The 14,712-nt window shown below is 43.9% G+C and carries 8 protein-coding genes; 6 read left to right on the top strand and 2 right to left on the bottom strand.

The window, feature by feature from the left end; genetic code table 11:
* Positions 1 to 44: 44 nt before the first annotated feature.
* Positions 45 to 3,614 carry a BamA/TamA family outer membrane protein gene (locus QJS82_RS02815; RefSeq protein WP_281491164.1) on the bottom strand — a complete coding sequence of 1,190 codons (3,570 nt, stop codon included), beginning with the start codon at positions 3,612 to 3,614 and terminating at the stop codon, positions 45 to 47.
* Between the two features lie 324 nt (positions 3,615 to 3,938).
* On the opposite strand from QJS82_RS02815, the gene QJS82_RS02810 reads away from it, so the two are divergent.
* The 3 genes from QJS82_RS02810 to QJS82_RS02800 all read left to right on the top strand — a co-directional run bounded on the left by QJS82_RS02810 (position 3,939) and on the right by QJS82_RS02800 (position 7,621).
* Positions 3,939 to 5,279, top strand: coding sequence for an MFS transporter (locus QJS82_RS02810; RefSeq protein WP_281491163.1), 1,341 nt, complete (start codon positions 3,939 to 3,941; stop codon positions 5,277 to 5,279).
* Between the two features lie 259 nt (positions 5,280 to 5,538).
* Complete coding sequence (gene coq7 / locus QJS82_RS02805; protein ID WP_281491657.1) at positions 5,539 to 6,177, top strand: 2-polyprenyl-3-methyl-6-methoxy-1,4-benzoquinone monooxygenase; 639 nt, start codon at positions 5,539 to 5,541, stop codon at positions 6,175 to 6,177.
* A gap of 259 nt (positions 6,178 to 6,436) precedes the next feature.
* On the top strand, positions 6,437 to 7,621 hold the full coding sequence (locus QJS82_RS02800; protein ID WP_281491162.1) for a tetratricopeptide repeat protein: 1,185 nt from the start codon (positions 6,437 to 6,439) through the stop codon (positions 7,619 to 7,621).
* Between the two features lie 342 nt (positions 7,622 to 7,963).
* Here QJS82_RS02800 and QJS82_RS02795 read toward each other — a convergent pair whose 3' ends face one another.
* A complete protein-coding gene (locus QJS82_RS02795) occupies positions 7,964 to 8,665 on the bottom strand; it encodes an IS1 family transposase (protein WP_200662116.1) in 702 nt (233 codons plus the stop codon).
* Between the two features lie 273 nt (positions 8,666 to 8,938).
* Between QJS82_RS02795 and QJS82_RS02790 the strand changes: the two genes are divergently transcribed.
* The 3 genes from QJS82_RS02790 (at position 8,939) to cydB (ending at position 14,652) form a co-directional block, all read left to right on the top strand.
* Positions 8,939 to 11,503 (top strand): esterase/lipase family protein, encoded by a 2,565-nt coding sequence (locus QJS82_RS02790; RefSeq protein ID WP_281491161.1) that lies wholly within the window; start codon positions 8,939 to 8,941, stop codon positions 11,501 to 11,503.
* Between the two features lie 627 nt (positions 11,504 to 12,130).
* Positions 12,131 to 13,636: a cytochrome ubiquinol oxidase subunit I gene (locus tag QJS82_RS02785; protein WP_201619800.1), complete on the top strand. Its 1,506-nt coding sequence runs from the start codon at positions 12,131 to 12,133 to the stop codon at positions 13,634 to 13,636.
* Entirely contained in the window at positions 13,636 to 14,652 is a 1,017-nt protein-coding gene (cydB, locus tag QJS82_RS02780) for a cytochrome d ubiquinol oxidase subunit II (protein ID WP_281491160.1), read from the top strand. Before QJS82_RS02785 ends, cydB begins: the two co-directional genes overlap by 1 nt.
* The last annotated feature ends 60 nt before the right edge of the window (positions 14,653 to 14,712 follow it).

Below are 14,712 nucleotides of genomic sequence, written 5' to 3'. Positions count from 1 at the left end.
AACTGTATTTAAGACTGTAGTTAGGACTGTTTGCTGCTTACTGTTTATAAAGGCGAGCCGATAAAGAGATGCAGTCGCACCGGAATACTCTCCTCCGTCACACCAGCCGCTACATCGACACGTACCACGCCAACTGGTGATGCCCAGCGGATACCGACACCGACGCCAACTTTGGTATCTGTCTCAAAATCTTTATCATAAGCGTTACCGACATCGGTGAAAAACGCCCCACGGAAACCCGGTTTAAACTCATAATTATATTCGGCGCTACCGACGGCGAGGATTTGTCCGCCTGTTAGATAGCCTTTGTCAATCGGTGATAAGCTCTCGTAATCATAACCACGGATACTTTGGTCGCCGCCAGCAAAGAAGCGCAGTTTATAGGGCACCTCATAAAAATCATCGGCCCAAATATAACCGGTATTTAAACTACCTAGAACTTGGTGTTTATCATCAGCCCCAAAGCTATAAAGACCGCTCAAGCCCGCGCGTAGTATGGCTAAATCGGTATCACTAAGCGCGTTTTCTGAACCTGCTTCAAGCGAATAATACTGACGGAACCCGCGCGTAGGATTGGCAGCGTTATCGACATCAGTCTTACTCATACCATAACCGAACAACAAGGCTTGCTGGGTAGGTTTGGACGAGGTAAAGCGTACCGGAAGATTGTCCAACTCGGCCTCATCAATGCCCGTCGCTAGCTCATCTAAACGATAGCGCACAGAGTAGCTACGATCCCAGCCGTTTTCACGGCGGATATTTCGCGCTAGTCCCGCCTTCAAGGTTCTGGTAGACAAATCAAAGTTGCCTTCGCCTTGGTCGATGACCTCTTCTTCATAGGTCAAACGCGCATCTAGCTTATCATTTAACGGATGCTTCCATGGTCGGCTGGCATAAAGGGCGACATTTTTTGTGATTCGGGAGACTTCGGCCTCTGCCCCTGCTTGATAGCCTTTACGATTGAGCAAATTATAATCTATCTTGGCGATTGCACGTACACCCGTATCGGTACCATAACCAATACCGACTTGGGCATCGCGTGGTTTATTGGCAGAAACAAAGACATACAGCGGTACTTTTTTATTTTCTAACACCTCTTGCGGGGTTTTACGTCCGGCAAGTGTCGGTGGGACAAAGTTTTCATCAGCAAGGATACTTTTTTCATCAGGGAATATCTTTTGCGCAATATTACTAATAGAGTCACTGATTTTACCCAAAATACTATTGGTTGCTTGGTCTTTTTCGTCCAATACCCGATCGCTTGGCAGTCGGCTTAAACGTTCAGCTTTTTGTTTAATGGCTTGCAGTTTATCCAATGTTTCTTCATCGGCTTTAAACTCAATAGCAGCGATGTCAGCTGGATTGACGGTCTCGCCACTATTAGCGTAGCGCTCACCCTCATTTTGGCTATTGTTATCGCCATATTGCTCAGTATCACTGACATAAGAGACATTATCAATAGCGTCAGTATTATTATCAGCAATATTGGCATTAGGGGAGTTATCAAACGCCAAGGTACTGCTTTCCGTACGTTCATCGGGTGGCAAAATCGACTCGACGTTGACGGTATTGAAGTAACGGGTCGCCGATAAATCATTACTAAACTTAGTCACTGCGGGACGATAAAAAGGGTCGCCCGCTTTAAAGCCAAGTAGCTGATGCAATAAGGACAATTCCACCGGCAGTTTTTCCGGGTCACGCGTCAACGTACCCGACTCTTGATCATAAGTAAAAAACACCACTTCATCAAATTCATAGCGCTCGCCGGTATTGTAGACCAGCGACACATCGGCCGTATTGTCCGGCAAGATAATATCGACCGATTTATTTAGCCAATATTGATCAAAGTAACCATAGGTATTACTGAGCGACTCAAGTGCTGCTTTACTGTCTTTATAAACGCGGTGATTAAAGATATCACCTTCTTTCGGCGGTAAGTCTTTTTCAAGCTCGGCAAACTCTGCTTGCTCGCTACCTTCGCCGCGGATATCGACAATGCGGCTATCAACGCGTACTGGCTCGCCCAACTTCTCAATAATGACGTCAATAGTATCGCTATTGGTTTGGCGTAAACGCAAGGTCACTTCATAGTAACCAACGGCTTTTGCCGCATCTAATGCCGTTTGGCGCAGACGCGGTAGCGCAGCGGTAAAATCAACCACAGACTGAACGGTAGTGTCATCGAGCGCAGCTTTGATATTCTTAAAGGGTTGAATATCATCATCCGCTTTGGTCAGTTTTGGCGTAGTATTTCGGGTACTGTTTACAGTATTGTCTTCAGTATTACTATTTAAATTGTCCGCCACGGCTTGTTGCAAATAAATTGTTGTTTCGACGTGCGGCAACGCTATCGCGCCCTCATTAAAGAAGCGATTATAAAGACGCTTAACGATATTGCCTTTTTTATTGCGTGCCTTCGGTGTGGGTTTTGCCGCTTGCTCGATACTTTCCTTGACTGCATCAATATCATTTTCATAATTAGGCAAATAATCATCAGGATTAATGCTACCTGACTGCGCGTTTTCTATATTGATGGCATCATTACTATCTTCTAAAGCATCATTCACTAAAATAGCGTTATCCACTTCTGAATCAGTATTGCCGCTACTGACAGAATCACTGACATTAATAGGACGTGACATCACATCATTAGTATCGTCAGTTTCTGCCTGTTTAGCAGCAGCCGTCTCACTTTTACCTGCCGTCTCACTTCTACCTAAGGTGTCAAGATTGCTTGGTGCTGGCAGGGTAGTCGCATCCAAGTCAACGTCCAGACCAATCGGTGGCGTCGTATCATTTAACGTCGCCACTGGCGCATCGAATCCGTCCAATCTATCAAAGTCGCTATCATTATGACGTATGCCATCGATGTTATTCACGCCAGCGCTACTATTAAGGCTGTCAATATCTTGGGCATTCTGCCTATCCATTGCCGCCAATTCACGGTCAATCTCTGCAGGCGTCATCATCTGATAGCCTTGCTGCTGCACGCTATTGACTTGCTGCTCTAAGTTTTCATTGCTATCAAATGCTTGGTTGTTACCTAGATTATCCAAGCCATTATCGAGATTATTAGCAAAGTCATTAACACTATCGATATCATTATTTGATAACTGCGAGTTATCCGTGTTATTTGTTTGCGTGCTAGGGTTTTTCTTAGCGTCAGTTTCTGATTTTTTTGCATTAGGCTTTTTGATACCTAAGTTTTGCTCGCTATAATCATCCAATACCGATTGATCGATAATACCTTGTTCGACGGCCTTTTTTAGGCGCAAGGCATCCAAAGCGATATCAAGCTGGCTATCTTCATACGCATCATTTTCGATATTTTTAATAACTTGGCTGCTGCTTGGATTATTGGCAGTACTAGTGTTTAAATCGGTAGCGGCAAAGGCGGCCGGTGCCATACCAACACTCACCCCAAAACCAACCAAGCTTGTGGTCAACGCACTAAAAATTGCCGTCCGCGTAAAGTAAACGCGCGGATTACCGTTACGATGAATGTGATTAACGTAACTAAGATGAGCAAGCTTAACGGAGTGCGGCGGCATGTCTGACGTATCACGCGGCATAACCGATAAGTGGCGCGCTAGAGTTGAAGGCTGATGTTTCATATTTAGTTCCTATCACCTCACGCGGCACAAGGTTACGGTCGATTACAATCGCCCCATTTTACCGGTGAATAAACGTAGAGCAGTTAACTGAGATTATGGGTTTGGTCGGCTAAAATTTACAAATCATAACTTAGTTAATTATCAAATCATAGCATCGGGCGCATGTATTTTTACCAAACCCTTGCTATTATACGGCTTAACATTAATAAAACCTATGCTATATTTCGATAAGTTTTTGATACTGTTGATAATTGTTTATATATCAATCACTGCATTTTACCTTGTTCTCACTATACTAGCTGCGACCCATCTGTAGGAATTTTCATGGCCAATCAGTTTCAATTATTTAAGCGCCGCCGTTTTAGCGCCATGTTTTTCACCCAGTTTTTGGGCGCGTTCAATGACAATATCTTTAAGCAGGCGCTGATATTGGTGCTGACCTATACCGCTGCCAGTCAGCTGGGCATGGAAGTCAGTATCTTAAATAACTTAGCGGCGATGTTGTTTATTTTGCCGTATTTTTTATTTTCAGCCTTGGCAGGTCAAATCGCCGATAAGTTTGAAAAATCAAAACTGACGCGATTGATTAAATTGCTTGAGATATCCATCATGATCATTGCCGCAGTAGGCTTTGTCTTTGAATGGTATGCGCTATTATTTGTGGCGCTGTTTTTGATGGGGACACAATCGACGTTTTTTGGTCCGATTAAGTATGCCTATTTGCCGCAAGCGATGAAAGAAGATGAGCTGGTCGGTGCCAATGGTTTGTTCCAAATGGGCACCTCGCTTGCCATCTTGCTCGGTATGATTATCGCTGGGGTATTGACCCAGATAACACAGCCGCTCTTTTGGATTAGTGTCACTGTGCTATTTGTAGCGGCGATAGGTTATTTTGCCGCCCGTTTTATTCCAACCATGCCAGCGATGCAGCCTGATCTGAAGGTTAACTGGAATATCTTTACCACCAGCATGGCGACGGTGCGCTATTTATACTCCTTGCCTTTTTTATTCTTTGTCATACTTGGTAATAGCTGGTTTTGGTTTTATGGGGCGACGTTTTTGACCCAAACCCCTGAGTTCAGCAAAGTCATTTTGCATGGCGATGAGTCCGTGGTTATTTTCCTATTGACGCTATTTTCGGTTGGCGTATCAATAGGTTCGCTGCTTTGTAAATCCTTGACCAAAAACCAAGTCAGTCTGCGATTATTACCCTTTGGTATCGCTGGTCTTAGTATATTTGCGATTGATTTATATTTTTCTTTGTCAGGATTAAATATTGATGTTAATACCGAAGCACTACTTGGTATTGGTGATTTATGGGGTATGAGCGGTAGCTGGCGTGTGTTTGCCGACTTATTCTTTTTGGGCTTTAGTGGCGGCTTATATATCGTGCCTTTATATGCCTCTATGCAAGCTTATGCGCCAAAAAGCCATCGTGCACGCATCGTCGGTGCCAATAATATTTTTAATGCCATCTTTATGGTCAGCTCGGCAATTTTTTCGATTGTGGTGTTAAATGCGTTAGGTCTGACCCTACCGCAATTGTTCTTAGTCACCGGCATATTAAATCTTGTCTTTGGGGTGTTTTTATACCTCAAACTTAATAAACATATTAAGCAAGCGGTCATCCAAACCCATGATGACGAACGTAATCGACAAGATTAAAGATGTTGGCAATATGAGCTAATAGCCCTGCTAATAGATATTATAAATGAATCGTTAAGCTATTAATTTTGCTGCCGACATTCTATATTGTTTGTTATAGTTGTTTGCTATAGTAAGGCTTATCAGCAACTCAGGCAACTTACAAACAGTGCTTGCTATGCACATAAAAGTGCTGTCGTGAGAAAAATGTAGATAGCTAAAACCTGTTAATCGTAAATATATTTATAATAAACACAGCCATCAGGAGTGAACCATGGCCCTGCGTCCCTTATCAAAAATTGATCAGCTATTACTTGGGGTGGACAAGGCATTGCGAGCGGTCGTGCCGCATTCAAATCCTAGCACCCGCCCCCTGCCCGTGAGTAGTGATGAGATTCCTGAGCTCAGTATTACTGAGGCGCGTCATGTCGCCGGATTGATGCGTATCAACCATACTGGCGAAGTATGCGCTCAAGGGCTGTATCACGGGCAAGCGTTTGCGGCAAAAGACGATAACGTCAAGCAAGCGATGCAACAGTCGGCTGAAGAAGAAGTCGATCATCTGGTCTGGTGCGAGACCCGTTTGGATGAGCTTGGCAGCCACCCTAGTATTTTTACGCCATTATGGTATGGCATGTCTTTCGGGCTTGGCGCGGTAGCAGGTGCTATCTCCAATGAGTTTAGCTTAGGCTTTGTCGCAGAAACCGAAGCGCAGGTCAGCGAGCATTTGCAAGACCATATTGGGCAATTACCATCACAAGATAAACGCTCAAGAGAAATACTGGCGCAAATGGACATTGAGGAATTACACCATCGCGAGCTGGCACTGGCCAATGGCGGCGCGGCATTGTCGCCACCGGTACGTCATAGCATGCGCTGGATGGCCAATCGCATGAAAGCCACCGCTTATCATCTATAATAAGCACTAGTATATAGCCACTATTATATTAGGATAAGTCTTTGCGATAACAGCTAGCGATAACGGGTTATTATTCATTTTTAACAATCCTACTACTGTTAGCACTCAGATTAATTTGCTAGGGTATGAAAAATTTGTACGATTTTACGGAATGCTAAGACATAACCACTAATCAATGGATGGATGGATAACTAACAATTCAGTAAACAAAATGATTATTAAATAAATTGATTATTAAATAAATAAGGTAACTATTTTTATGAAAGCGATTAACCACCCTACTACCTCTCACAAAGCGCCGAAGTTTGCTACTTTAACTGCATTAGCCGCTGCCTGTGCCATGATGCTATCTGCTCCTGTCCATGCAGCAGAAGCGGACGCCACCGCAGCGCCTGCTATGAGCAGCACAGCAGTACCTAGCGCAATCGATTCTACTAAACGTGTGATTCGCTTAGCCAAGCCGAATACTGCTGTCAGTACAGCTCAAACTGACACGCAAGCGAACACGGCTATTCCACAAAATAACGTTCAGCAAAATAGCATTCAACCAAATAACGTGGCGCAACCAACGTTTACTCAAGGCAACAATGCCCAACAAAGCAATGTTCAACAGGCTAACGCCCAACCAAACCGTGCGCCTTTAAATACCACTAACATGGCACAGCCACCAGCCGTACCAGCACCAAACGCCCCTGAACTGACAGGCACCACACGTGTTTATGAGCGTGGACCAATGACTGCAACGGGTATCGATTTACGTGGCGGACAGTTGCCAAACATCCCAGCACCGCAAGTCAACATCTCAGATATCAGCTTTGTCCCAACCGTGCTAATACCGCAGCAGCAAGGACTTGGTACTGATAAGCTGGACGTCAGCTTACTCGATGACTTTATTAAAGACGTGTCGCCAAATGCGCGCCATTATCCGCCAAACTTCCCTAACCGCACCCAGCGTCATAACGCCCGTGAAAAAATCAAAGTCATGACCGAATGGATTGAGCCATATGCCAAAGCGCCAAATGCTTCCTATGACGTCTTGATTCGTGCGGCCAAGCTTAATGGTATGGGACGCAACTTAGACTTAGGCTCAGAGTACACAGTACGCGGCGGGCAATATGTCGATCGTGCGATTAAACTGAAACCTAATAGTGGTGAAGCCAATTTCATCTATGGCATGATGCTCTCAGAAGGCGGCGGCTTTAAAGAAGGTCAAAAATATCTCGATCAAGCGGTCAGCCTAGGCTATACCGAGGCCGAGCAAAGCTTGGCGCAATCTGACGTATTAAGTGATCGCCGTGATAAAGCCTTAGAGCGCTTGCGCCGTTTAGCACAACAAGTGCCTGACAATGCGGTGATTCGCCAACAAATCAAACTTATCGAAGATGGTAAGTTCTATATTTGGGATATCCCTGCACCAGACGTTAATATCAAACCAAGTACTTAATAAAAAGTTATCTAAGTATTGGTTGTTTAAGTATTGATAGTTTAAATATCAAGCAAAGTAACATTCATTACTAAAAATCGCGCTTAAATCCTTGTTATCAGTCATTTGAGCGCGCAACTCTAGCGTCTTTGTTTTATATTGCTATGATGGCAGTATAAAATAAAGACGCTTTTTTTCGTCTAATATAAATACTAAGCCAACTATTACTAGATTATTTACGGATTTATTTATTCGCTAAGCACGCGCCTTGCACCGAACTGGCAATTTTTATGTTTTAACCTATACTATTTTTTTCAAACACTTAGTTAAATATTAGGTGGTGTTCTAAAAAGTATGCTGGCATCAGACGTAGCCATAATTGACATAAAAGAACACCAGATCGAATACTTTAAAGTGATTATCAAGCTTTTTTGAGAAGCAACAAGTCTTTCTAACCGCTCGACGTAATCGGTGTCTCAAGCGACAGTTATTACCTTCTATACCTACCGTATGCTGTTTGCCAACTCGCTTATGATCTGGTTTAAAAGCCGTTATAAAGCTATCCCAATTGTCCATACTAATAGAGTCATAGCTGACTTTGAGCTGCTTTAGACGTGCTCTTAGCTTCTTAGCCGTTCTCAAATCACGTTTGCCCCAGACATAAGCGACAATCTCACCCGTATCACGGTCATAAGCATAAATAAGCCAGACTTTACGTTTCTTGCGATACACGTAAGTCCAGAACTCATCAACTTCTAAGCGTTCATAGTAGCTCTGCTTAGGCGCAATCTTATATACGGATGAGCTTATGGTGCTTAGCACTTTACCAATGCTAACTGAGGCTATAATAGCAATGTCTCTAATGCCACAGCCTCTCACTGTCATTAGCCGTATTTTATCTTCTATTCTAGAGTGACAGCCGTTATAAGTTAAGGCATGATCACCAATGAACTGACGCTTGCAGGCTTTGCATTGGTAGTTTTGCTTGCCATAGCTTTTTTTGCCATTTTTCTTTAAACTGGGACTGTGACAGTCGGGGCAGTTGATATCTATTTGTGTCTTCATAACCTCAAATATATCATCTTGCCTCGGCTGTCACTCTCCTTTATTACCTCAGCATACTTTCTGATACACCACCAAATATTAAACTCCAAGCGCTTTTATTTGAGCCCCACAATGCGGCATTAAAAACCGACAGTATTTTGCGATATTTGAATATAAGCCATCAAATACCATAGGCGCAGCACAAAAGTTACGCTACACTCATGCTGATATATGAATGAGTGATTTGTCATTTATTCATGATGCATTCCTGACTATTATTCACTGGAATTACCTATGATTTTCGCTGACCCTGCCAATGCGGCACTGACGCCAACCTCTAAAAATAAAAAACCTATCGCCCTATTGGCGGTAGTTGCAGCAATGGCGATATTGCCTGCTTGTAGTACTGTTTCTGTCAATAAACAGGCGTCGGCCAAGACCATTTCTGCTCAGCGCGGCAACATCGTCACCGATAAAAAACTCAGTAGCGATACGGCCTCGGCTTTATTGTCAGCAGGGCTCAACGAGCAAGCTTGTATGCAGCAGTTTGATCTGTGCTTAACGCAGCTTACGGACAGCATGCTCAATGAGCACTATCGTCCCGCATTGGCGGTATTTGCCGAATTGCATTATGCCAAAGCTCGCCAGCTCGCCGCGTCCAAAGACTGCCGCAATGCCCTTGCCCGCCCACCACTTGACCCTTACTATGCCAACGCGCCTTTAAGCGATGATGATGCCAAAGCACAGCAAAAAAGAACCGATAGCTGCTTGGTTGGTTATCAAGGCAGGCTTTTTGATGCCATCAAATCCAGTTATACCTATTTATTTTATGACAGCCTAGAACATGACTTTGAAGGCGCGGATAAAGAGATCGCTCGGTCGCAGGCGAAAAGCCGTATCCCAAGCGATGTGGATATCCAAACCCAAGATATTTATAACGCCGCCAGTAACGATGTCATCACCCAGCTCTATCAGTCGGCTGACAGCAGCAATAAAATGATGGGCAATACCAAAACAGAATATTTACCAACCACAGCAAGTAGCCGTCATAACAGCGAGCAAGCCGCGATTGCCAATCGTACCGCCGTAACCGGTCAGCCAACCGATCAAATCAAAGTCATGAAAATGCAAATAGACGACTATAATCTCAATGTCTATTTGCCCAATGAAAATAACTATCTAAAAAATGCCAATCAACAAACCTCTGCCTTAGCGGATTTGGTCTCGACCTACGAGCTACGCCTCTCTGGATTGAACTCCATTAGTAAACGCCCCGGTTTGGGTATCAGCTTGGTCGCCTCATTAGATGATCGCTATACCACCACCATTCGCCAACTATTAGTCTCCTCACTATCAGGCAGGCTCAATCAAGAAGCTAGCCCTCAAAAAGTCAGTAATCAAAATGCAGCTGACAGCACAAAGGATGATTTAGTAAAGGACAACTTAGCAAAGGCAAGTGTAGACAGCGATGATGCCAGTACACGCATTTATCCAACCGGGCATTTACTAATGACCGGTTTGATTAAGCCTGCTGGTGATAGCGTGCTCGATACCCTGAGCAGCAAGCAGCTCGATATTCATTTATATAACCCGTACCGCAGCGAGAGCGCCAATATCTTGGGCGATGACTATCCGCTTGCCGCCAACTTTTCGGCAGGGTACGGCTTATGGCTGGCAGAAAATCAGCTCGATGGCGTCGGTTATTTAAACCTGATTACCCGCCAAAAAGAAGCCAGCTTACCAAAGCTCTTTATGTTAGAGCCTTATGACCCTGATAAGCGTGTCATCATTATGCTACATGGTTTGGCATCAAGCCCAGCAACGTGGGTCAATTTGACCAACGATATTTTTAATGACGATAAATTGCGTAATAATTATCAAGTATGGCAGATTTTTTATCCAACCAACTTGCCTATACTAGAAAATCGTTACCAAATCCAAAAGCTTATCAATGCAACTTATGAGCAAACAGACCCTAAAGGGCAAAATATTGCTAGCAAAAACAGCGTCATTATTAGCCACAGCATGGGCGGTATCATTGCCCGTATGATGCTCTCTGATGAGAACTTAGTCGATGACTTAGACAGACTGGACGACCAAAATGTCCTGTCAATGAATGAGAAGCGCAAAATACGTGACGCGCTGAAAGAATCATTTGGCCAACAGCAGCTACGAGAGCGTTTTGAGCTAAAAGCCTTACCGCAAGTCGATACAGCAGTATTTTTATCGTCGCCTTTTCGTGGCACCGATTATGCCGACCGTTGGTTTACCCGTGCGCTACGCCGCATTGTTTATTTGCCCGTTGGTTTGGTAAAAACAGTCACTGATAACTTAGCAACGCTTGCTATTCAAGGCGACTTGGCACAAAACCCGCTCGGTGCGCTATATCTACAAAATGGTGCCAGTCAATTAAGCGACAAATCTTCTTTTATTCAATTAACCAAAGGCATCAGTATCAATAAGCGCATCACCTATCACTCAATCATCGCCAATAACGATGCCGATATCACCAAAGGCTTGGCAGAAATGCAACCCGCCGGCGCCAAGCTCGACTTATCGCATGAGATAGCAGAGGATGACGACAGTTTAAGCAAAACTATCGATTCCGATACCACCAATGAGTTAGCATCTGATGCAGATAAATTACCAAGCAAGCCGCTCATTGCGGCAGTGACGGTCGATGGTGAGATTGGGCAAGCATTAACAGAGCGCTTATCAGACGGTATCGTACCTTATACCAGTGCGCATCTTGATGGTGCAGCGTCGGAGACGGTGATTAATGGTGGTCATAGCATTCAAGAAAACCCACAAACCATTTTGACCTTACGCCGTATTTTGCATCAACAATTACAGCAATAAAACAAAGTATTAGGACATGAATATGGTTTTACTATTAGCTAGGCGCCCACCCCTAGCTAATAGCACACACCCTCAACTTTTTATTACCCCTAAAAAGGTAAACGCCTATTGTTAAAACATGTATTTTCATATTACTTTTATGTATATATTGATAACAATATTTAAACAATGGCTGTTATTTAGAATCTATTTGGCTAACATTGTAAATACTTTATGACTAATAGGTGTGCGATAACCATATTGTGCAACTTGCGTGTACGAATGGGCGGGCGCATAATACTTAAGTACCAAATATCAGCAATACCGTCATTTGATGAATATTTAATAATTTGTAAGGATATGAATTATTTACTTTAGCTAAATAGTAACTATTTAGTAATTATAAACTAGTAGTTATGAAGGTATAGCAGTGATTACTGCTTAAATGACTGACTAATAGTTACTAAAGCATGGCCGTTATTGATGCTATGTTAGCCAAAGGTTTTGTCTTAACCATATTTGCCGCTAAATAATACTTAGCCATTGCCCGTAATAATGAGCGCCCTGATTGATGGACGGTTACGGACAGTTACTTGAGCGTATCATGGAAGCCAGCGCTATTCAGCTAACAGATAAGGGTAACCGTTTATGTTTGCTACATTTATGATTGATCAACTTGATGCGTTGATGCTCGCGCGTATCCAATTTGCCTTCGTTATCTCATGGCATATTGTTTTCCCCGCTTTTTCTATCGGACTTGCCAGTTGGCTGACGGTGCTTGAGTATCGTTGGTTGAAAACCGGCGAGCCTATTTATGCCGAAGTCTACAAACACTGGGTAAAAATATTTGCCGTGGTATTCGGTATGGGTGTGGTTTCGGGCGTGGTAATGTCCTATCAGTTCGGTACCAACTGGGCGGTGTTTTCAGACAGAGCTGGTAATATCCTAGGTCCGCTACTCGCTTATGAAGTATTGACAGCATTTTTCTTAGAAGCCTCTTTCTTAGGCATTATGCTATTTGGTTGGGGACGGGTAAGTAAGCGTATGCACCTTGCCTCAACCGCCATCGTCGCCATCGGTACGATGATATCAGGATTTTGGATTTTGGCCGCCAACAGCTTCATGCAAACGCCGCAAGGCTTTTTGATGGGCGCTGATGGGCTGCTATATCCAACCAATTGGCTTGAGATTATCTTTAACCCATCATTCCCTTACCGCTATGCGCATATGATGACGGCAGCATTTTTGACCACCGCCTTTGTGATTGGTGGTATTGGTGCTTACTATCTACAGTCCAAAAAACATGCTGAACATCGGCAACACGGTCGCGTCATGCTAGGCATGGCGATGATTATGGCGATATTTGTCGCACCAGCACAGGTACTGATTGGTGATATGCATGGTCTAAACACTTTAGAACATCAGCCAGCTAAAGTAGCGGCGATGGAAGGTCTGTGGGAAAATGAGCGCGGTGCGCCTCTTGTCTTATTTGGCATCCCAGATCAAAAAGCGGAAAAAAACCATTACGAAATTAAAATCCCTTATGCTTCAGGTTTAATTTTAACGCACTCATTAGACGGTGAAGTTAAAGGACTTAAGAACTGGGCACCAGAAGATCGACCTTACGTTCCTATTGTTTTTTGGTCATTCCGTATTATGGTTGCTATTGGCATGTTGATGTTGCTCGTCGGTCTGTTTAGTCTTTATAAGTACTTTAAAAAACAACAGTTCAACCCTGAGAGTAAGCTATTTCACCGGGCATGGATGATGATGACACCACTTGGTTTTATCGCGCTACTTGCTGGCTGGTTTGTGACCGAAACAGGTCGTCAGCCATGGACAGTATATGGCGTCATTCGTACCGCTGAGAGTATGTCACCGGTTGCGGCGCAGCAAGTTGCGACAACCTTGATTGGCTTTATCGTGCTATATGTCTTTGTCTTTGGGGCGGGCAGTTTTTATATCCTACGTCTGATTGCCCAAGGACCAAAACCGTACGAAGATCCGTCGGAAGATCAGTTCTATGAACATTCTGTCACTGAAGGACAAGGTCGTACCTTGAGCGGTGATAAGCAGGCTGCTGATAAAACCAAAGGGCGTGAAGGCGACTTGGATAAACCTGCTGACGATGTCGATGATGGAGGGTTACGCTAATGTTTAACTATGGTGATGTATTAGATTTACCCTTAATTTGGGGCGGCTTAATTGCTCTATCTGTGTTTATTTATGTCTTGCTTGATGGCTTTGATTTGGGCTGCGGTATTCTGTTCCCATTTGCGGGCTCCGATAAAAACCGCAGCCGCATGATGAACTCTATTGCCCCTTTTTGGGATGGCAATGAGACGTGGCTAGTGCTTGGCGGAGGTGGTTTATTCGCCGCCTTCCCTGTCGCTTATGGCATCATTATGACCGGTCTTTATTTACCCGTCATCTTTATGTTATTTGGTTTGATTATGCGCGGCGTGGCGTTTGAGTTCCGCTTTAAAGCCACCTCGCACCGCTATGTGTGGGATAGTTTCTTCTTTATCGGCTCTGTCGTGGCAACTTTTGCCCAAGGTATTATGCTTGGGGCATTGGTACAAGGTTTAGAAGCCAGTAATCGTTTATATACCGGTGGTCCTTTTGATTGGTTCTCACCTTTCTCAATTATGTGTGGCTTTGCCTTGTTAATTGGCTATGCTTTATTGGGTTCTACGTGGTTAATTATTAAAACTGAACATACCCTACAAGTATGGGCACGTAAAGTCTCAGGTTGGCTGCTCTCTGCTTTAATCGTGGCGATGATTGCGGTAACGGTATTTATGTATTTCTCAGGTATTGATGCGCTTGAAGGCTGGTTTAGTTTCCCAGGTCTGCTGTATCTTGCTCCTATGCCCATTATCGTGGTGCTGTTATTTTTCTTAATGCGCAAAGATTTGACCGGCGAACGTGAATATCGTCCGTTTTTATTGACTGTCGCACTATTTTTGATGGGCTATATCGGGGTTTGTTTTGCCATATTCCCGTATATCGTACCGTATCAGATGACCATCTATGAAGCTGCTGCTGCCGATACTTCTCTATCCTTTATGCTCATCGGTGCCGGTATTATGCTGCCAATCATTTTGAGCTACACCGCTTTTGCTTATTATACCTTTAAGGGCAAAACCGACCATGAGCATATGTATTAAAGCAGAATAGCCTTGGCTATTATCTATTGCACATAATGGATAATAGCTGTGCTTGGCTCA

It is taken from the genome of Psychrobacter maritimus, assembly GCF_029953575.1.
Classification (GTDB): domain Bacteria; phylum Pseudomonadota; class Gammaproteobacteria; order Pseudomonadales; family Moraxellaceae; genus Psychrobacter; species Psychrobacter maritimus.
Note: the sequence above shows the minus strand (reverse complement) of the source record. Positions and strands in the feature narration are given on the sequence as shown.